General features: G+C 67.8%; 18 protein-coding genes. 8 read left to right on the top strand and 10 right to left on the bottom strand.

Annotated elements, in window-relative coordinates; genetic code table 11:
• Both R5H32_RS02955 and R5H32_RS02950 read right to left on the bottom strand, forming a co-directional pair.
• Positions 1-897, bottom strand: coding sequence for a helix-turn-helix transcriptional regulator (locus tag R5H32_RS02955; protein ID WP_318337187.1), 897 nt, complete (start codon positions 895-897; stop codon positions 1-3).
• A 369-nt stretch (positions 898-1266) separates the two neighbouring features.
• Positions 1267-2007, bottom strand: coding sequence for a helix-turn-helix transcriptional regulator (locus R5H32_RS02950; RefSeq protein WP_318337186.1), 741 nt, complete (start codon positions 2005-2007; stop codon positions 1267-1269).
• Between the two features lie 165 nt (positions 2008-2172).
• On the opposite strand from R5H32_RS02950, the gene R5H32_RS02945 reads away from it, so the two are divergent.
• The 5 genes from R5H32_RS02945 to R5H32_RS02925 all read left to right on the top strand — a co-directional run bounded on the left by R5H32_RS02945 (position 2173) and on the right by R5H32_RS02925 (position 8587).
• Positions 2173-3315, top strand: coding sequence for an extracellular solute-binding protein (locus R5H32_RS02945; RefSeq protein WP_318337185.1), 1143 nt, complete (start codon positions 2173-2175; stop codon positions 3313-3315).
• Positions 3316-3392: 77 nt separating this feature from the next.
• Positions 3393-4214: an MBL fold metallo-hydrolase gene (locus R5H32_RS02940; protein ID WP_318337184.1), complete on the top strand. Its 822-nt coding sequence runs from the start codon at positions 3393-3395 to the stop codon at positions 4212-4214.
• Between the two features lie 42 nt (positions 4215-4256).
• Positions 4257-5669 carry an FAD-binding oxidoreductase gene (locus tag R5H32_RS02935; protein ID WP_318337183.1) on the top strand — a complete coding sequence of 471 codons (1413 nt, stop codon included), beginning with the start codon at positions 4257-4259 and terminating at the stop codon, positions 5667-5669.
• An 88-nt stretch (positions 5670-5757) separates the two neighbouring features.
• Positions 5758-6804 carry a hypothetical protein gene (locus R5H32_RS02930; RefSeq protein WP_318337182.1) on the top strand — a complete coding sequence of 349 codons (1047 nt, stop codon included), beginning with the start codon at positions 5758-5760 and terminating at the stop codon, positions 6802-6804.
• Positions 6805-6985: 181 nt separating this feature from the next.
• Positions 6986-8587, top strand: coding sequence for a SulP family inorganic anion transporter (locus tag R5H32_RS02925; protein WP_318337181.1), 1602 nt, complete (start codon positions 6986-6988; stop codon positions 8585-8587).
• Positions 8588-8600: 13 nt separating this feature from the next.
• Here R5H32_RS02925 and R5H32_RS02920 read toward each other — a convergent pair whose 3' ends face one another.
• Positions 8601-9185, bottom strand: a complete 585-nt coding sequence (locus tag R5H32_RS02920; RefSeq protein WP_318337180.1) for a flavin reductase family protein — start codon at positions 9183-9185, stop codon at positions 8601-8603.
• 78 nt (positions 9186-9263) lie between these two features.
• On the opposite strand from R5H32_RS02920, the gene R5H32_RS02915 reads away from it, so the two are divergent.
• Together R5H32_RS02915 and R5H32_RS02910 are read left to right on the top strand one after the other, a co-directional pair.
• The gene (locus tag R5H32_RS02915; protein WP_318337179.1) at positions 9264-9764 is read left to right on the top strand and encodes an N-acetyltransferase; all 501 of its coding nucleotides are present in this window, start codon (positions 9264-9266) and stop codon (positions 9762-9764) included.
• A 31-nt stretch (positions 9765-9795) separates the two neighbouring features.
• Entirely contained in the window at positions 9796-10593 is a 798-nt protein-coding gene (locus R5H32_RS02910; protein WP_318337178.1) for an EcsC family protein, read from the top strand.
• A 15-nt stretch (positions 10594-10608) separates the two neighbouring features.
• Here the strand turns inward: R5H32_RS02910 and ptsP are convergent, their stop codons facing one another.
• Both ptsP and R5H32_RS02900 read right to left on the bottom strand, forming a co-directional pair.
• Complete coding sequence (ptsP, locus tag R5H32_RS02905) at positions 10609-12855, bottom strand: phosphoenolpyruvate--protein phosphotransferase (protein WP_318337177.1); 2247 nt, start codon at positions 12853-12855, stop codon at positions 10609-10611.
• A 96-nt stretch (positions 12856-12951) separates the two neighbouring features.
• Positions 12952-13827: a LysR family transcriptional regulator gene (locus R5H32_RS02900; protein ID WP_318337176.1), complete on the bottom strand. Its 876-nt coding sequence runs from the start codon at positions 13825-13827 to the stop codon at positions 12952-12954.
• A 223-nt stretch (positions 13828-14050) separates the two neighbouring features.
• On the opposite strand from R5H32_RS02900, the gene R5H32_RS02895 reads away from it, so the two are divergent.
• Entirely contained in the window at positions 14051-14455 is a 405-nt protein-coding gene (locus R5H32_RS02895; RefSeq protein ID WP_318337175.1) for an ester cyclase, read from the top strand.
• Positions 14456-14511: 56 nt separating this feature from the next.
• Here R5H32_RS02895 and R5H32_RS02890 read toward each other — a convergent pair whose 3' ends face one another.
• The 5 genes from R5H32_RS02890 to R5H32_RS02870 all read right to left on the bottom strand — a co-directional run bounded on the left by R5H32_RS02890 (position 14512) and on the right by R5H32_RS02870 (position 17972).
• A complete protein-coding gene (locus tag R5H32_RS02890; RefSeq protein WP_318337174.1) occupies positions 14512-15768 on the bottom strand; it encodes an aspartate kinase in 1257 nt (418 codons plus the stop codon).
• 83 nt (positions 15769-15851) lie between these two features.
• Positions 15852-16226: a YybH family protein gene (locus tag R5H32_RS02885; RefSeq protein WP_318337173.1), complete on the bottom strand. Its 375-nt coding sequence runs from the start codon at positions 16224-16226 to the stop codon at positions 15852-15854.
• A 17-nt stretch (positions 16227-16243) separates the two neighbouring features.
• Complete coding sequence (locus R5H32_RS02880; protein ID WP_318337172.1) at positions 16244-16891, bottom strand: SDR family NAD(P)-dependent oxidoreductase; 648 nt, start codon at positions 16889-16891, stop codon at positions 16244-16246.
• 125 nt (positions 16892-17016) lie between these two features.
• The gene (locus tag R5H32_RS02875; RefSeq protein ID WP_318337171.1) at positions 17017-17445 is read right to left on the bottom strand and encodes a DUF1178 family protein; all 429 of its coding nucleotides are present in this window, start codon (positions 17443-17445) and stop codon (positions 17017-17019) included.
• Positions 17446-17495: 50 nt separating this feature from the next.
• A complete protein-coding gene (locus R5H32_RS02870; protein ID WP_318337170.1) occupies positions 17496-17972 on the bottom strand; it encodes an NUDIX hydrolase in 477 nt (158 codons plus the stop codon).
• Between the last annotated feature and the right edge of the window lie 111 nt (positions 17973-18083).

The following is an 18083-nucleotide window of genomic DNA, read 5'->3' as shown; positions in this document are numbered from 1 at the left end:
TCAATTTCCGAATACGTCCCGGTAGCAGCGGCGCAGGAACGGGCTGCGGCGGCCGAAGATCGAGGTGGGGATCGCGGAGCCCGGCAGTTCCCAGAGCTCGTAGCCAGGATCGAGGCAATGCGTGCCGAGCCGCGTCATCCCGAGATCACGGCAGATCTGGGCGCCTCCGAGCGACACCGATATCGACCCCATCCCGTGAAGGAAGACCTCGCGCCGCGCGAGCGTCTCGAGGAAGCTGACGAAGGAGGACAAGAGGAGCGGACCGACCGCTTCGTGGCCGCGGCGAATGACCACGGCGGGGCTGTAGCCGAAATAGGTGCCGGGCAGGATCGGCCGGCGCATCCGCTCGAGCGACAGATCCGCCTCGATCAGCCGGCCGGTGCGGAACAGTTCCTCGTCCTCGGCGTTGAGAAACGGCAGCGTCCATTTCGCCACCATGCGGTCGCCCCGCATCACCACCGCCCAGTGATCGCGGAAGGCGTCGTAGATCGGCAGGAACACCCGTTCATTGGCGGCAAGCTCTTCCGGCAGGGCATCGAACTCCTCGATGGCGAGGGCGATCGAGGCCAGTGCGGCGTCCCGCCATGAGCCGTTGTAGACCGCGTCGACGACCTCATCGTCAAGGAGCCGGTAGGCGCCACGGACCTGTGCCCCGCGCCGCGCCTCCCAGTCCTCGCGGCAGGCGACGATCTCGTCGTGGCTCCAGCCAAGCGCCTCGGCGAGGCGGTGTTCGAGGTCGCCGCGGATGAAGGAGAGCGAGCGTTCGTACTTGCCGATGGCATCGACGCTGACGCCGAGCATGTCGGCGAGCGTTTCCTGCGTCACGCGGCCATGCGCGCCGGCATGCGCGCGCCAGGCGCGCAGCTTGGTAGCGAAGAGGGAGCAGCCATCGGTCATCGTGCCTCGGTCGTTGGCGGCCGGAGGGCTCCTAGAATGACCCGATGAGGGGGGTCTGCCAAGGGACTTACGGGTGAGTTACGGGTTCTTCCGCCTCCGCCGGATCGCGTCGGTGGTGGGGCGCGGGGCGCTCGGGCACTCTTGGGGCAGGTTTAGAAGCCAAGGAGTGATCCGATGACCCACCGCATTTCCCCCATCTCCGCCGATCTCCTGTTCCCGTCGTCTCGCGAGCGTGGCGCCCGAATTGACCGGCCCGTCCCCAAGGAGCCCCCGCATGAGCGCAAGACCCGCCGCGCCGGGTGGTTCGCGGCCCTCCGGCACCGACCGCCGCTGGCCTGACCTTCCGGTTTCCGGGCCTGCTGCGGTGCGTCACGCCTCCTGCGTCATCAGGAACCGTGTCGCCATCGAGAACAGCTCCGATTGCGAGGCGACATCGAGCTTCGCATAGGCGTGGCGGCGATGCACCTTCACCGTCCCCGGCGAGATGCCCAGCACATCGGCCGCCGTCGGCGTCGAATGGCCTCTCAGGATCAGCTGGACGACTTCGGCCTCGCGCGGACTGAGGACATCTACCCCGAAACCCGCCAGCCGGTCGTCGATGGCCTCGGCCTCGACAGCCTCGACGGTCCCCTCCGCACCCCATTGCTGCAGAACGGCGGCGCGGATCAGCGGGAATGCCGCGCCGAGCGCCGCGATATCCTCGGGGGCGAAGACCGGCCGGCGCAGGCGGCGGGCCAGCGACAGGACCAGCCAGCGATCCGCCCCGTCCGGGATCAGCACGCCGATTTCGTCGCCGATGCGGATCTTGCGGTAGAAGTTTCGGTAATATTCCGAGCGGAAGAACGCGTCAGGGGCGAGGTCGCGCAGGCGATAGGCGCCCGACTCCTGACCGGTGCGGCAGGCCTTGTAGAAGGGATCGAGCAGGTAGGGCCCGGTCGCGTAGAAGGCGACGGTTATCGCCGCCTGCACGTCGTCGAGATCGTGAAACAGCGCCTGCGGCGGGGCGCCGCCGTCATAGCGTGTCACCACGAGCGAGTCGAAGCTGAAGCACAGCGCCAGCACGCGGCGAAGCGCGGCGGGAAACCGCGGGCTTCCCAGGGCTCCGATCATTTCGGCCAGAGCGATGCTCCATTCGGCCGGAAAAGGTACGCGTTGCATTATCTCGACACTCCAGACGCTATATACCCCTATAGATATACGTCTGTAGCTGAATTTACGGTAATATTCCATAACGTGTAGGCTTTCCCGATCCGAACCGGCTGTCAGGAGGGAAGCATGGCCAAAGCCACTCGCGCCAATTCAGGGACAGGGGCCACCAAGGTGGCAACGCCAAAGACCACGCTACGGGGCGCCGTCATGCTCGGGTGCGCCGTCCTCGCCGCAAGCGGCGCCGGGGCCGGGGAACTCGCCATCTACAACTGGGCCGACTATTTCGCCGCCGACACGATCGCGAACTACCAGACCGAGACCGGCGCCGAGGTCGCGCTGGATTACTACGATTCGAACGAGGTGCTGGAAACCAAGCTCCTCGCGGGTGGAAGCGGCTATGACGTCGTCTTCCCCGCGGCCGTGAACGCGGAGCGCGAGTTCAAGGCAGGCGGGCTCCTGCCCGTCGACCCGGCGCGGCTGGAAAACTACGGCAATCTCAACCCCGACATCCTCGCCGCACTCGACGCCGTGCCCGGCGGCCGCCAGCTCGGCGTGCCCTATACCTGGGGCACGATCGGCATCGCCTACAATCCCGCCCTGGTGGCCGAGCGCATCGGCGATCAGCCGGTGGATACGCTCGACCTCATCTTCAAGCCGGACCTCGCGGGCCGTCTCGCGGACTGCGGCATCGCCATGCTCGATTCCCCGGTCGAGGTCGTGTCGGTCGCGCTGAACTACCTCGGTGCCGATCCCTATTCGGAGGATCCGGGCGACTTGGAGCGCGCCCGCGATCTTCTCGCCGCGGCGACAGCGTCCGTGCGCTACTTCAGCAACCAGAAGGCCACCGCCGATCTCGCCTCCGGCAATATCTGCGCCGCGCTCGTCTACAGCGGCGATGCCGGCATCGCGCAGATGCGCGCCGAGGAGGCGGGCACCGGCGTCGAGGTCGCCTATGCGATCCCCCGCGAGGGCACGCTGATGTGGATCGACCTCATGGCGATCCCGGTGGATTCCCGGCGCATCGACGAGGCCTATGCCTTCATCGACTACATGCTCAGACCGGACGTCATCGCCGACGTCACCAACACGGTCTTCTTCGCCAATGCCAACGCCGCGGCGGATGCCCATGTCGATCCGGCGATCCTTGCCGATCCCGGCTTCTATCCGCCGCCCGAAACGCTGGCGCGCCTGTTCCCGGACCGCAGCCTCGACGCCCGGCCGCTGCGCAGCCGGACCCGGCTCTGGACCGAGGTGAAATCCGGGATCTGACGGCGCCCGGCATCGGGTGAGGGGCAAAGACGCGGCATCCGGCGCCAAAACGCGCTATTCTGTCGCTGGAGGCTTCCATGACCCTTATCCGGTTTCTAGTTGTCTTACTGGCTGTGACGGCGGCCTTGCCCGCCGCCGCCCAGAGCCGCCGGCCGAGCCATTGCATCGCCATCGCCGACGCGGCTCCCGGCATTGCGTATCTCCACCGCGCCCGCTACGGCGACCCGCTGCCGGCGGACGTGGTGCGGCTTTCCTATGTTGGCCATTCGACCTATGTCCTCGAGACCCACGGCGGGCTTTCCGTGGCCACCGACTATACCGGGATGCTCGGTCCCGCCGACGTGGTTCCCGACGTGGTCACGATGAACCGCGCCCACAGTTCGCACTGGACCTCCGAGCCAGACGAGCGCATCCCGCATGTGCTTCAGGGCTGGGACTGGACCGGCGAACGCGTCGACCACCACCTCGATCTCGGCGAGATGCTGGTCAGGAACGTGCCGACCGACATCCGCCGCCCCGGCGGCGGGGTGGAGCCCTTCGGCAACTCGATCTTCGTCTTCGAGGTCGCAGGGCTCTGCATCGGCCATCTCGGCCATCTCCACCACGAGCCGGATGATGCGCAATATGCCGCCCTCGGCCGGCTCGACGTGGTGATGGCTCCGGTTGACGGCGGCATGACGCTCGACCTGCCGACGATGATCAAGGTGCTGAAGCGGCTTCGCGCCTCGATCGTGCTGCCGATGCACTGGTTCGGCCCGGTGACGCTGGCGCAGTTCCTCTCCGGCATGGAGGACGCGTTCGCGGTCGAGCTCAGGGAGGAGACCTCGCTCGAGGTCTCGCTCGCCACGCTGCCCGCGCGGCCGACGGTGATCGTGCTTATGCCGCGGCTTCTCGACTGAGCGCCCTTGCCGCAAGCCGCTGGCCGTGCTTGATCAGGGATCATGCTGAACCCCGCCGACGCCGCCTTCGCCCAACGCCTCGCAGCACTCCTGCCGGAGGGCACGCTCGCGCCGGCGGAGCCGCGCTATCTCGAGGAGCCGCGCCGCCGCGCCGTGACGCCGGAAGCGCTCCTTGCCCGCCCGCGCGAGACCACGGAGGTCGCGCGCATCGTCACCGCCTGCGCGCGCGCGCGCGTCGGCCTCATTCCCTGGGGCGGCGGCACCGGGCTCGTCCTCGGACAGGTCCAGCCCGAAGGGCCGGCCCCGGTGATCCTGTCCCTGGAACGGATGAACCGGTTGCGCGGGATCTGGCCCGGGGAGAACCTGATGATCGTCGAGGCCGGCATGACGCTTGCCGAGGTGCAGGCTGCGGCGGACGGGTCCGGGCGGCTCTTTCCGCTGTCGCTCGCCTCGGAGGGCACGGCGCGGATCGGCGGCAACCTCGCCACCAATGCCGGCGGCACCGCCGTCCTGCGCTACGGCAATGCGCGCGAGCTCTGTCTCGGGGTCGAGGCGGTCCTGCCGGACGGTTCGGTGCTGAGCGGTTTGAAGCGGCTCCGGAAGGACAACACCGGCTACGACCTCAAGGACCTTCTCATCGGCTCTGAAGGCACGCTCGGCGTGATCACCGCCGCCACGCTGCGGCTCTTTCCGCAGCCGGCGGCGACCGCCACCGCGATTCTCGCGGTGGCCGGGCCGGCGGCGGCGCTCGAGCTCCTGACGCTCTCGCAGACCCGGACCGGCGGCGCGGTCACGACCTTCGAGTTGATCCATGCCCAGGGGCTCCTTTTCCTCGACGAGGTCATGCCCGAGCTGCGCCAGCCCTTCGCGGATCGTCCCGACTGGTCGGTGCTGGTCGAGATCGGCCTCGCGCCGGGCCTTGACCCCGACGCGGTGATGACCGGCCTCTACGAGGAGGCCGAAGCCGCAGGTCTCGTCCGCGACGGCATCATCGCCCAAAGCGGCGCGCAGGCGCGGGGGCTGTGGGACCTGCGCGAGGCGCTGCCGGAAGGCAACCGCCGGATCGGCGCGATCGTTTCGCACGACATTTCGCTGCCGCTCTCCGAGATCGCCGAGTTCCTGCGCCGCGCCGCGCCGGCGGTGTCCGGGATCGGCCCGTTCCGGGTAAACTGCTTCGGCCATCTCGGCGACGGCAACCTGCATTACAACGTCTTTCCGCCGAAGGGCGGGCGCGCCGCCGACCACCGCGACAGGGCCGGCGAGATCCAGCGCGCGGTACATGACCTCGTCCACGTGCTCGGCGGCTCGGTCAGCGCCGAGCACGGCATCGGGCGACTGAAGACCGGCGACCTTGAGACCTATGGCGACCCCGCGAAGCGCGCCGCGATGCGGGCGATCAAGGCTGCGCTAGATCCGGCCGGGATCATGAACCCTGGCGCTGTCCTCGCCCCCTGAGACGCGAAGCCCCGCCGGTGGAGAAACCGACGGGGCCCGGGCGATTTGAAGTCACATGTGCTGCAAGCTTCGACCGGCTCGCGCCGGATTGGTCGACGATAGCGAAGGAATCCTTAACGAAAGGCTAAAGTCTTTGGCGGCAATCGCGCGCCTTGCGGGCGGCCATGATTGCAATGAAGGCCCGTCGCGCATATGCCACGGAAGGCGCGTCATCGGGGCGCGGCCTTCGATCGTGCCAAACGTCAGGGAAATGCTCACGATGCGCCCACGCTTGTTTGACTGCTTCCTTTTCTTCAACGAACTGGACCTTCTGGAGATCCGGCTCAACGAGATGGATCCGGTCGTGGACGTCTTTGTGATCGCCGAAGCGACGCATACGTTTACGGGCAAACCCAAGCCGCTGTATTTCGAGGAAAACGAGGGACGGTTCGCGCGGTTCCGGGCCAAGATCCGCCATGTCGTGATCCGCGACGACACGCCGGAGATGGAAAGCTGGGCGCGCGAGAGGTTCCAGCGCGACGCCCTTCGCGGCGGACTTCACGACGCAAGGCCCGATGATCTGGTGCTGCTGTCGGACGTGGACGAGATCGTTTCGGCGCGCGCCCTTGCGCCGTTGCGGGACCGGCCAATCGGATCGCGCGACATCGTGACCTTCGAACTGCGCTGGTTTTTCTTCTTCTTCAATCTCGAGCGGGCCGAGAAATGGCTGCGAAAGGGCCCGCGCCTCACGCGTTACGCCAACCTGCGTGACATGGAATCCCTGCGCGACGTGCGTGGCCCGGTCGATGCCAAGGGGCGCGACATGGTGCGTGGCCTTCGCGCGGCGATCGGGATGCGGCGGATCGTGCGGCGCCGGGTCGTGCGCGATGCCGGCTGGCACTTCACCTGGCTGGGCGGCGTCGAAGCGGTCGTGCAGAAGGCCGCGTCAATCAGCAGCCATTCGCGGCTTCCGCCGGACCTCGCCACGGCGAAGGTCGCGGCCGCCCAGATCGACAGCGCGGTGTCGGGCAGCGATCCACATTTCCACCTGACCGGGATCGACGCCACGTTTCCGCGCTACCTCGTCGATAACCTGGACCGTTTTTCCCACCTCATCCACGAGGATGGGCAAGGGCAGGGGAGCCCCGCTGGCTGATCAGCGCAGGCAGAGCCCGGATCCGGGCGTGTCGCCGGCACGAGGTCAGCTGCTTGCCGATCCGGGCCCATGAGCGGTGCCGGTCCCGGTTGGCTGGCCGTCCCGTCGGGCTTGCGGGTTCCCATCGCGGCCTTTTGCCGTTAAAGGGGGCGTCGCGAACAGACAATCCCCGAGGTCCACGATGCCCCGATCCGCGCTTGCGGCCTTTGCCGCTGCCGTCTCGCCGTCCCATGCGCCGGCCTTCCCGCTTTCCGTCGCCGGGATCCGCACCGAGATGCTGTCGGGCCTCACCGTGGCGCTCGCGCTGGTGCCCGAGGCGGTGGCCTTCGCCTTCGTCGCCGGTGTCCATCCTCTCGTCGGGCTCTATGCGGCCTTCCTCGTCGGGCTGATCACCGCGCTAATCGGCGGCCGGCCTGGCATGATCTCGGGGGCGACCGGCGCGCTCGCGGTGGTCATGGTCAGCCTCGTCGCGGCGCATGGGGTCGAGTACCTCTTCGCCACCGTCGTCCTGATGGGGCTGATCCAGATCGCCGCCGGTCTTCTGAAGCTCGGCAAGTTCATCCGGCTCGTGCCGCATCCGGTGATGCTCGGCTTCGTCAACGGCCTTGCCATCGTCATCGGCCTTGCCCAGCTCGAGCATTTCCGCCTGCCGGACGGAGAGGGCGGACACGCGTGGATGAGCGGCGGGCCGCTCGTGACGATGCTGGCGCTCGTCGTCGCCACGATGGCGATCATCTGGGTGATGCCGCGGCTCACCCGCGCCGTTCCCGCGCCGCTGGCCGGGATCGGCATCGTCGCGGCGCTGGTGATTGGCTTCGGCATCGACGTGCCGCGGGTCGGCGACCTTGCCTCGATCCAGGGCGGACTGCCGTCCTTCCACATCCCCGCCGTGCCGTTGAACTGGCAGACGTTCGAGATCATCCTGCCCTATTCCGTCATCCTCGCGGCGATCGGCCTCATCGAGAGCCTCCTGACCCTCAACCTCGTCGGCGAGATCACTGGCAAGCGCGGCGGGGCGAGCCAGGAATGCGTGGCGCAGGGCGTGGCCAACACCGTCACCGGCTTTTTCGGCGGCATGGGCGGTTGCGCGATGATCGGCCAGTCGATGATCAACGTCACCTCGGGCGGGCGCACCCGGCTCGCGGCCGTTGCCGCGGCGCTGTTCCTTCTGTCGTTCATCCTCTTCGCCGCGCCGCTGATCGAGGAGATCCCGCTCGCCGCGCTCGTTGGCGTGATGTTCATGGTGGTGATCGGCACCTTCGCCTGGCAGAGCTTCCGCGTCCTGATGAAGGTGCCCGCGACCGATGCGGTCGTCATCGTGCTGGTGACGGCGATCACGGTGGCGACCGACCTCGCCACCGCGGTCGTCGCGGGGGTGATCGTTTCGGCACTGGCCTATGCCTGGCAGAACGCCAAGCGCATCCATGCGACCATCCGCGAAACCGAGGACGGCGCGAAGGTCTATGCGGTCGAGGGGCCGCTATTCTTCGGCTCTACCGACGGCTTTGCCGAGCTTTTCACGCCCGAGACTGATCCCGACCGGGTCGTCGTCGACTTCGCCGCGAGCCGGGTCGCCGACCAATCGGCGCTGGCCGCGATCGAGGCGCTGGCGGCGCGTTACGAGGCCTTGGGAAAAACGCTGTCGTTGCGCCATCTCAGCCGCGACTGCCACCGGCTTCTCAATCGTGCCGGCCAGCTCATGATCGACAGCGACGACGACCCCGAATACGGGATCGCGGTCGATTACGACGTGAAGGCCGGGGCGTTCGGCGCGGCGCATTGACCGCTTGAGGCGGCTACTCCTGACCGGGCCGCAGCATCTCGAAGACCTCGGTCACCACCGAATAGTCGCGGTATCCGCCGCGCGCGAGCGGCTGGAACCGGGTCACGTCGAAGCGTCCCTCGACGAGGCAGTCGTCGCGGAGGTGGATCCCGGTGACCTCGCCGAGAATCAGGTGGTTGTCGCGGCCGAGCAGCTCCACGATCCGGTTGACCCGGCATTCGAGGACCGCCGGCGCACCCCGCACATGCGGGCAGGGGATCGTCACGCACTCGTCGCGCTCGACCCCGGCAAGCGTGAACTCGTCGGTGTCGGGCGGATAGGTGCCCGAGGTCAGGTTCATGCGCTCGCGGGCCGCGTATTCGACGATGTTGACCGCGAAGACGCCGGTCTCTTCGATGTTGCGAAGGCTGTCCTTGCGGCCGGTCGAGGCGAACATGACCTGCGGCGGGGTGTAGGCGATGCCGTTAAAGAAGGAATAGGGGGCGAGGTTGTCGCCCGACGCCCCGCGCGAGGAGATCCAGCCGATCGGCCTGGGCGTGATGATCGCGTTGAACGGGTTGTGCGGCAGGCCGTGGCCTTCGGCCGGGCGGTAGAACATTGCGGACCTCATAGGGTTTGAACCGATCCTGCCCGCATGTTAGGGCCGATTTCCAGCGGATTCGGGGAGTGGCGCGGCTTGTACAGGCTCGAGGAGGAGACTGAGGCGGACTGGTGGGAGGTGGAGGCGCTCTACGACCTCTGCTTCGCGCCCGGCCGGACGGCGCTCTCGTCCTACCGTTTGCGCGACGGTGTCGCGAAGGTGGCGGAGCTGTGCCTTGTCCTGCGCGATGGCGACGGCGCGCTCGCCGCGGTGATCCGCTACTGGCCCGTCCTCGTCGGCGGCCGGCGGGTGCTGCTGCTCGGTCCGGTCGCCGTGCACCCGACCCGTCAGGGCGAGGGGCTGGGCGGCATCCTGATCCACGAGAGCCTCGCCGAGGCGGCGCGGCTCGGCTGGGAACGGGTGCTATTGGTCGGCGACCTTCCCTACTACCGCAAGTTCGGTTTTTCGAAGCTCGACGGGGTCGAGATGCCGCCGCCGACCAACCCGGACCGGGTGCTTGGCCGCGCACTCAGGCCCGGCGCCTGGGACGGGGTGCGGGGAACGGTCACCAAGTACGGGGCGGACCTGCCGGATTGAAGCCCTGCGGGGCGGTACATATCTCATGGTGATGACCAATGATCCCGCCCCTGCCGAGATGACCCCGCATGGCGTTCCCGCGACGGTTCTGCCGCCCGACGCCCTGGCCGAGATCGCGGCGCTTGCGCTGCGGCTTCGCCGCGCCAACGGGCCGGTGATCGGGGCGCTGAACGCGCTGGGCGGGCTGATGGAGGCGCGGGCGACTGCGCTGCCAGCGGGCCTGCGGCGCCTCATCGAGACCGGAACGGTGGAGATCCTCGAAGGCGCCTACCAGATCGCCGGCCGGGTGGGGACGCACAGCGCGCTGCCCGAGACCGGCGACTGGGGCCACCGCGTGGCCGCGGCGACGGGCGGCGCGCTCGGCGGCGCAGGCGGGCTCGGCACGGCGCTGGTGGAGCTGCCAGCCACGGTGACGCTGTTTTTCGCGGCGATGCAGAAGGTGGCGGCCCGGCACGGTTTTGACCCGGCGTCGCAAGAGACGCGGGCGATGTGCCTCGAGATCTTCGGCTCGGGCGGGCCTCTGGCAAGCGATGACGGCGTCAACACCAGCTTTCTCGGCACGCGCCTCGCGGTCAATGGCACCTCGGTCCAGGCGCTGATCCGGCAGGTGGCGCCGACTCTTGCGGCCGTGATCGGACGCAAGCTTGCGAGCCAGGCGGTGCCGGTGATCGGCGCGGCGGCCGGGGCCGGGGTGAACTACACCTTCTTGTCCTATTACCAGGAGATGGCCCACGTCCGGTTCGGTCTGAAACGTCTCGCGGAACGCTACGGCGCCGAGCGGGTCGACCTGGCATTCCGCGACGACCTGAGGCGTCTCGGCGCCGGGTGACGCCGTTGGCCGCTCTCAGATATCCTGCTTCGATAGCCAACCCATCACGCCGGCGCGGACGTTCGTGACGCCGCTGGCGCATTCGCGGTCGATCACTCCGCGCAGTTCCGTCAGGTCGATCCTGCGGATCAGGTGCTTGACCGGGCCGATCGAGGCCGGCCGCATCGACAGCGTGCGAAGGCCGAGCGCGGCGAGGCAGAGCGCCTCAATCGGCCGCCCGGCATCCTCGCCGCAGAACGACAGGTCGGTGCGGGCCTCGCCGCAGCGCTCGACGATCCGGCGGATGAAGGTGAGGAAGCTCGCGTTCAGCATGTCGTAGCGGCGCCGGACCTGCTCGTTCTCGCGGTCGGCGGCGAAGAAGAACTGCTTGAGGTCGTTGCCGCCGATGGAGACGAAATCCGCAAGCTCGAAGAACGCGTCCGGGGCATAGGCGAGCGAGGGCGTCTCGAGCATCGCGCCGATCTCGAGCGCGCCGGGAAGCTGGTGGCCGAGCTGGCGCTCGCGCTTGACCTCGTCGAGCAGCATCTGGCGGGCGGCGCGGAATTCATCGAACTCGGCGATGAAGGGGAACATGACCGAGAGCGGCCGCCCCTTGGCCGCGCGAAGGAGCGCCTGGAGCTGCATCCGCATCACGCCCGGCTTGTCGAGCGCGACGCGGATCGCGCGCCACCCCATCGCCGGGTTGGGCTCCTCGACCCGCTTCATGTAGGGCAGCACCTTGTCCGAGCCGATGTCGAGGGTGCGGAACACCACCCGCTTGCCATGTGCGGCGTCGAGGACGCCGGCATAAATCTCCGCAAGCTCGCCCCGCTTCGGCACATGGGCGCGGATGAGGAACTGCAGCTCGGTGCGGAAGAGCCCCACACCCTCGGCGCCGGAACCGACGAGCGAGGGCAGGTCGGCCATCAGCCCCGCGTTCATGAGCAGCGCGACCGTCGTGCCGCATTTCGCGGTCGCGGGCAGGTCGCGCAAGGACGCGTAGCGGCTCTGGGCCTCGGCCTGCATCGCGATCTTGTCGCGGAAGGCCGCGGCGACCGTCTCCTCGGGCCGCAGATGAACGACACCCTGGTCGCCGTCGACGAGGATCGCGTCTCCGTTCAGCGCCTCGGTGGTGATGCGCTCGGCATGGATCACCAGAGGGATCGCCAGCGCGCGGGCGACCACGGCGGCGTGGGAGCCGACGGAACCTTCCTCGAGCACGATGCCCGAAAGCTTGCGGCCGTAGTCGAGAAGCTCGGCCGGGCCGATGTTGCGGGCGACGAGGATCGGGTTCTCCGGCATCTCGGCGCCGGTATCGGCGCCCTGTCCGGTGAGGATCCTGAGTAGCCGGTTCGACAGATCGTCGAGATCATGGAGCCGGTCGCGCAGATACGGGTCGGGCACCGACTCGAGCCGCGCCCGCGCCGCCGACTGTTCCTTTTCCACCGCCGCCTCGGCCGAGAGGCCGCGGGCGATGTCCTCTTCCATCCGCCGCATCCAGCCGCGGGAGTTGGCGAACATCCGGTAGGCCTCGAGGACCTGGCTCTGCTCCTTGTCCTGGCCGTCGGTCATGGTCAGCATCGCGTCGACCGAGAACCGGAGCTGGTCCACCGCCTCCTTGAGACGGGCGCGTTCCTTTTTCGGGTCGTCGCCGACCGGGTTGGTGATTACGACCCGCGGCTCGTGCAGCCAGACCCGGCCCTCGGCCGCGCCTTCCTGGCCGGTCGCACCGCGATAGAGCACCGGCTGCTGGTGCAGGGCCGACAGCGCCTCTCCCTCGCCGATGAAGGCGCCAAGCTCGGTCATCTCGGCCAGCACCATCGCGACGACCTCGAGCGCGTAGACCTCGTCGTCGGAAAAGAGCCGGGCCTGTTTCGACTGCACGACGAGCACGCCGAGCTTCTCGCCCAGACGCTGGATGGGTACGCCGAGGAACGAGGAATAGATCTCCTCGCCGGTCTCGGGCATGTAGCGGAAGCCCTTCTCGGCGGGGGCGTTGGCGGTGTTGATCGGCGTCGAGGTCTTGGCGACGCGGCCGACGAGGCCCTCGCCGAGCCGCATCCTTGTCTTGTGAACCGATTCGGGCTTGAGGCCCTCGGTGGCGCAGAGCTCCAAAGTCTCGTCGTCGCGGAAAAGGTAGATCGAGCAGACCTGGGACCGCATCGAATCGGCGATCAGATGGGTAATTCGGTCGAGCCGTTCCTGCCCGGCGCCGGGTTCGGCAAGCGTGTCGCGCAGGCGGCGGAGCAGCTTTCGGCTTTCGCTTTCGGTACGGTCAGGCATCGTCATTCCTCAACGCCCCGCGCGGCGCCCGCCCAAGGTTAGATCACAGCATGAGCCAAAACGAAACAACCTGATGATGTGCCGGGGCAGGGATTGTCACCCGGACAGAAACGGGCACCGACCGTCGAACAGATCAGCCTTTTCGCGGTGCAGTTCGGCCAGGAAATCGATCACAGCGCGCACGCGCGGCGCCCGGTGGATGTCGATATGGGTCACGGCCCAGAGCGTGCTGCGTTCGACGATGTCAGGGTGCCACCGCCGCAGCCCCGGATCGGCGTCGGCGACGACGCAGTCGATGAAACCGACGCCGAGCCCCGCGCGCACGGCCGCGATCAAGTGGCCTTCGGTGTTGCCGCGCAGCGCCACCCGGCTCTCTGGCAGGTGCCGCGAGAGCAGTTGCATGAACCCGAGCGCCTCGCGTTCGCGGGGCAGGCCGACGACCGGCGGGGCCGGTCCGAAATCGCTTTCGGCCGCACGATAGAGCGCCATCGCCGTCGGCCCGATCCGGATGCCCACCGCGTCGGGCTCGGTCGGCTGCATGACGCGCAGCGCGATGTCGGCGTCGCGGCGCGACAGGCGCAGGACGTCGAAGCCCGAGGCGAGCGTCAGTTCGAGCCCCGGATGCTTCGCCAGGAGGCGCGGCAGGTTCGGCACGATCAGCGCGTCGATCATCGCGTCGAGCGCGGTCAGCCGCACCGGCCCCTCGACCCGCGTGTCGTGGCCCTGAATACGGCCCTCCACCGACAGCGCCATCTCCTCCATCTGCTCGGCCTGGGCGACGGCGATCTCGCCCGCGGCGGTCGGCCGGTAGCCGTCAGTGAGCCGGTCGAAGAGCCGCGTCGCGAGCTGGGACTCGAGCGCGAGAACCCGCCGCCCGACGGTGGTGGGATCGACCTGCAGGCTGCGCGCGGCCGCCGCGAGCGTACCCTCGCGGGCCACCGCGAGAACGTATTTCAGATCGTCCCAGTTCATGCCTGCATTTTTGCACGCCGAAACGGTGAAATCACTTGTTTTCAACGCGTACCGCCATCGGCGATACTCGATCACAGGCCAAGAGGTCACAAGAAAACTCAACGATACAACAGGATACCGCCTGAGAAAGGAGGAAACGATGCATGTGCATCGAACCGCTGCGTCATGCATTCTTGCCGTGACGCTCGTTGCTGGCCAGCCATCCCTTGCCGAGGAACCCGCCATGACCGATACCCAGCTCACCGATCTCGTCGCCCGGTTCGAAACCGCCGTGAACGGGCATGACGCCGCACTTGCCACGGATCTCTTCAGCCCAGGCTTCGTCGATCACGCGCCCTGGCCGGGCCATACCCCCGACGCGGCGGGCTTCACCGCGGGGCTCGCGGAGATGACCGAGGCCTTTCCCGACTTCCGGGTCGAGGTGCTGCAGACGGTGGCGCAGGGCAACATGGTCACCTGGCGTTTCGCGGTCAGCGGGTCCCAGCTCGGATCGTTCATGGGGGCGCCGGCGACCGGCAAGACCTTCAACATCGAGGCGGTCGACATCCTGCGCATCGAAGACGGACGCATCGCCGAACATTGGGGCGTGATGGATTCCGCCACGATGATGGAGCAACTCGGTATCTAGCTGCCTGAGCCCGGTCACCGAGAGAAGCGGCGGCCCGTTCGGGGCCGCCGGACCGCTCAGACCTTCTCGAGCTCGAAGGCGTCATGGAGCGCCTGCACCGCAAGCTCCATGTACTTGCGGTCGATCAGCACCGACACCTTGATCTCCGAGGTCGCGATGACCTTGATGTTGATATTCTCGGCCGCGAGGGCGGCGAACATCCGAGAGGCCACGCCTGACTGCGAGCGCATGCCGATGCCGACGACCGAGACCTTGGCGACCTCGGTGTCCACCACGAGATCGTCATAGACGATGGTGCCGGCGGCGCGGGCATCCTCGAGCGCCTTCCGGGCTCGCGCGACCTGGTTGGTCGGGCAGGAGAAGGTCATGTCGGTCACCGCCATCGTGTGACCCTCGTAGTTCTTCTCCGAGATGTTCTGGACGATCATGTCCACGTTGATCCCGGCCTCGGCGAGGGGGCCAAAGATGCCGGCGGCGATGCCCGGCCGGTCCTCGACCGTGACGAGCGTGATCTTGGCTTCGTCGCGGCTGTAAGCGACGCCCGAGACGGCTTTCGATTCCATGATATCCTCCTCGTCACAGACCAGGGTTCCGGAGTTTTCGTCGGTTTCCTCGAACGAGGAGAGCACCCGAAGGCGCACCTTGTAGCGCATTGCCAGCTCGACCGAGCGGGTCTGCAGGACCTTGGCGCCGAGCGAGGCCAGTTCCAGCATCTCCTCGAAGGCGATCTTGTCGAGCTTGCGGGCCTTCGAGGTGATACGCGGATCGGTGGTGTAGACCCCGTCCACGTCGGTATAGATGTCGCAGCGTTCCGCCCCGAAGGCGGCGGCGAAGGCTACGGCGGTGGTGTCGGAGCCGCCACGGCCGAGCGTGGTGATCCGGCCTTCCTCGCTCAGGCCCTGAAAGCCGGCGACGACGGCGACCTTGAAGCCTTCCTCGAACTTGGCGTCGATGTTCTCGCGCGGGATCGACACGAAGCGTGCCGAGGAATGGGCCGAGGTGGTGTTGATCGGCACCTGCCAGCCCTGCCAGCTGCGCGCCGGGACGCCCATCTCCTGCAGGCGCAGGGCCATGAGCCCGGCGGTCACGTTCTCGCCGCTCGCCACCACCGCGTCGTATTCGCGCGCGTCGTAAAGATGCGAGGTCGTCTCGACCCAGCCGACGAGTTCGTTGGTCTTGCCCGACATGGCCGAGACGATGACGATCACGTCATAGCCGCGCTCGACCTCGCGCTTGACCTTTTCGGCGGCGTTGGCGATGCGGTCGAGATCGGCCACCGAGGTGCCGCCGAATTTCATCACGAGAAGCGGCATTCCGGCCCCCCTGTCGCCCCGAGTCAAGTCGCGCGCTTCTTATGCGGGCGGGGGGCGGAGGGCAAGGGGCGACCGACGTTGCGTCAAGCGCCGAGCAGCGGCGGATCGTCGCTCGCCAGCGAGCAATGGCTGATGAGCCAGCTGCCGTCCTTCTGCCGCCGGAGCACGTTCAGCGACTTGCCGCCATCCGAGCCGTCGCCCTCGGAATAGGCCACGAGGCACCAGCCGAGGTCGCCGGCCGATTCCGCCTCGATCACGGTCAGCGTCTTGGCGCCGCCCGGCGCGGTCCAGTCGCGGTGCAGCGCCTCGACCGCCGCACGTCCCGTCGTCTCGGGCGCATAGGGCGACAGGAGAACCGCGTCCTCGGTGAAGCACGCCGCGCAGCCCCCGGCGTCGCCGGCGCGATAGGCGGTCACCATGCGGTCGAAGAGGGCTTGCGCCTCGTCCGGGAATGTCATGGTCTGTTCCTTCCGCGTCAAAGGGGAATGGGGCGTCCGGCGTAATCCTCGTAGCAGCCGGTCGTCGCGACGCCGAGCGCGTCGAACCTGTTCAGCAGCCCGTCGACCGAGGTCGCAACGTCGATATCCGCGTCGGCGCCGCCCATTTCGGTCTGGACCCAGCCCGGGTGGTAGATGCCGACGGCGATGCCGTCGAGCGCGAGATCGGCCGCAAGGTTGCGGCCGAGATTGACGGCCGCCGCTTTCGAGGCGCGGTAGACATAGCTGCCGCCGGGCGCGCGGGCCTGCGAGCCCATCACCGAGGAGATGATCGCGATCCTGCCCTGAGCGGCGCGCAAATTGGGCAGGAGCGCCTGAACGGTCAGGAAAACGCCGGTGACATTCGCGGCGAAAGTCTCGGCCCAGATCGAGGCGGGATAACCGTCCGCGAGGTGCTCGCCCCGGTCGAGGTAGACCCCGGCATTGCACACGAGCAGGTCGAGCGGTGCCGCCCCGAACGCCTCGGCCATCGCCCGGATCGACGCCGGGTCGGTCACGTCCAGGTTGAGAAAGCCCTCGCCGGCATCACGGCGCGTCGTGCCGGTCACTGCATCGCCGCGGGTTTGGCAGGCGTCGAAGAGCGCCCTTCCGATGCCGCGGTTCGCGCCGGTGATCAATATCCGCATGTGCCCTCCCGTTGGATCATCCGCCCCGAACGCGGGCCGAAAGGTGCGTTGGAGTTCAGTCTAGCCAAAGGCAAGACGGTGGAGAACCCTGCGGGCGTCGCGCCGCCGACGACGACGGCCAGGGGTCAGTTGGTTTTTCGCGCCGGCATGAAGGGCAGGGGCGCGACCGGGATGCCGTCCTTGATCAGGCGCTTGGCGTCCTCCACCCGCGCCTCGCCGTAGATCGAGCGTTCGGGTGCCTCGCCCTCGTGCATCGCCCGCGCCTCGGCGGCGAAGTTGAGGCCGACATAGTCGGAGTTCTGCTCGATCTGGCGGCGCATCGCTGCAAGCGCTTCCTCGGCCTTGCTCGCGGGTTTCGAGAGTGGCGCCTCGCCTGCCGCCGCCTTGCGCGCCGGGCGAACGGCCGGCGCCATCAGGGTCTTGGTGACCGATGTCGAGCCGCAGACCGTGCAGGAAATCATGCCCGCGACGAGCAGCCGGTCGAAGGCCTCGGCAGACTGGAACCAGCTTTCGAAGCTGTGGTCATCTGCGCAGGAAAGCGCGTAGCGGATCATGGTCCTACCCTGAAGAGTCACTGCTCTATTTGTGCAGAACGCTGCAAAAATCAAGCGTTTCCGGCGTTGCAGCAGTTCAGTTTCGACGGGTCGAACGCCGCGAGCATGTCCTTCAGCTCCGGCTCGTCCACGCGCGCGGCGGCCTTGGCCGGTGCGAACCACTTGCGCCGCCTCTGGCCCTTCTCGGGATAGTCGGCGCACATCTTTTCGACTTCGAGCGGGAAGACCGAGACGACGACCGGCTGGAGCATGCCGTCGTCCATGACCTTGTCGTAGGTGAAGAGCCCGGTGCAGTGGTCGCAGGCCCAGCCCCTGGCGCCGGCTTCCTCGAAGGCTTCCTGGCGAGCCGCTTCGGCATCGCTCTTGCCTTTCATCGGCCAGCCCTTGGGGATGACCCAGCGCCCGGTGTCGCGGCTGGTGATCAGGAGGATCTCGACCCCCTTCTTCTTCGTCTGCCGATAGCACAGAGCCGCGAACTGCGTTGCCGCCTTTCTCGCGGCGGAGGATTTCCCGTCATGCTTCTTCATTGGCTGCCCGAGGCCTTCGGAGACCCCAGTCCCTCAATAGATACCGCTCTTTGCATCCCGTTCTTTCGTGGGAATGTGACGACCCTAGCATGGAAATGCAGGCGTCGCCAC

Source organism: Defluviimonas sp. D31 (assembly GCF_033436765.1).
Classification (GTDB): domain Bacteria; phylum Pseudomonadota; class Alphaproteobacteria; order Rhodobacterales; family Rhodobacteraceae; genus Albidovulum.
This window is presented reverse-complemented; position numbering and strand designations above follow the sequence as displayed.

Coding starts and splice junctions, on each gene's coding strand:
- R5H32_RS02955 (WP_318337187.1), bottom strand. CDS start 897: ATGACCGATGGCTGCTCCCTCTTCGCTACCAAGCTGCGCGCCTGGCGC.
- R5H32_RS02950 (WP_318337186.1), bottom strand. CDS start 2,007: ATGATCGGAGCCCTGGGAAGCCCGCGGTTTCCCGCCGCGCTTCGCCGC.
- R5H32_RS02945 (WP_318337185.1), top strand. CDS start 2,173: ATGGCCAAAGCCACTCGCGCCAATTCAGGGACAGGGGCCACCAAGGTG.
- R5H32_RS02940 (WP_318337184.1), top strand. CDS start 3,393: ATGACCCTTATCCGGTTTCTAGTTGTCTTACTGGCTGTGACGGCGGCC.
- R5H32_RS02935 (WP_318337183.1), top strand. CDS start 4,257: ATGCTGAACCCCGCCGACGCCGCCTTCGCCCAACGCCTCGCAGCACTC.
- R5H32_RS02925 (WP_318337181.1), top strand. CDS start 6,986: ATGCCCCGATCCGCGCTTGCGGCCTTTGCCGCTGCCGTCTCGCCGTCC.
- R5H32_RS02920 (WP_318337180.1), bottom strand. CDS start 9,185: ATGTTCTACCGCCCGGCCGAAGGCCACGGCCTGCCGCACAACCCGTTC.
- R5H32_RS02910 (WP_318337178.1), top strand. CDS start 9,796: ATGACCAATGATCCCGCCCCTGCCGAGATGACCCCGCATGGCGTTCCC.
- ptsP (WP_318337177.1), bottom strand. CDS start 12,855: ATGCCTGACCGTACCGAAAGCGAAAGCCGAAAGCTGCTCCGCCGCCTG.
- R5H32_RS02900 (WP_318337176.1), bottom strand. CDS start 13,827: ATGAACTGGGACGATCTGAAATACGTTCTCGCGGTGGCCCGCGAGGGT.
- R5H32_RS02895 (WP_318337175.1), top strand. CDS start 14,051: ATGACCGATACCCAGCTCACCGATCTCGTCGCCCGGTTCGAAACCGCC.
- R5H32_RS02890 (WP_318337174.1), bottom strand. CDS start 15,768: ATGCCGCTTCTCGTGATGAAATTCGGCGGCACCTCGGTGGCCGATCTC.
- R5H32_RS02885 (WP_318337173.1), bottom strand. CDS start 16,226: ATGACATTCCCGGACGAGGCGCAAGCCCTCTTCGACCGCATGGTGACC.
- R5H32_RS02880 (WP_318337172.1), bottom strand. CDS start 16,891: ATGCGGATATTGATCACCGGCGCGAACCGCGGCATCGGAAGGGCGCTC.
- R5H32_RS02875 (WP_318337171.1), bottom strand. CDS start 17,445: ATGATCCGCTACGCGCTTTCCTGCGCAGATGACCACAGCTTCGAAAGC.
- R5H32_RS02870 (WP_318337170.1), bottom strand. CDS start 17,972: ATGAAGAAGCATGACGGGAAATCCTCCGCCGCGAGAAAGGCGGCAACG.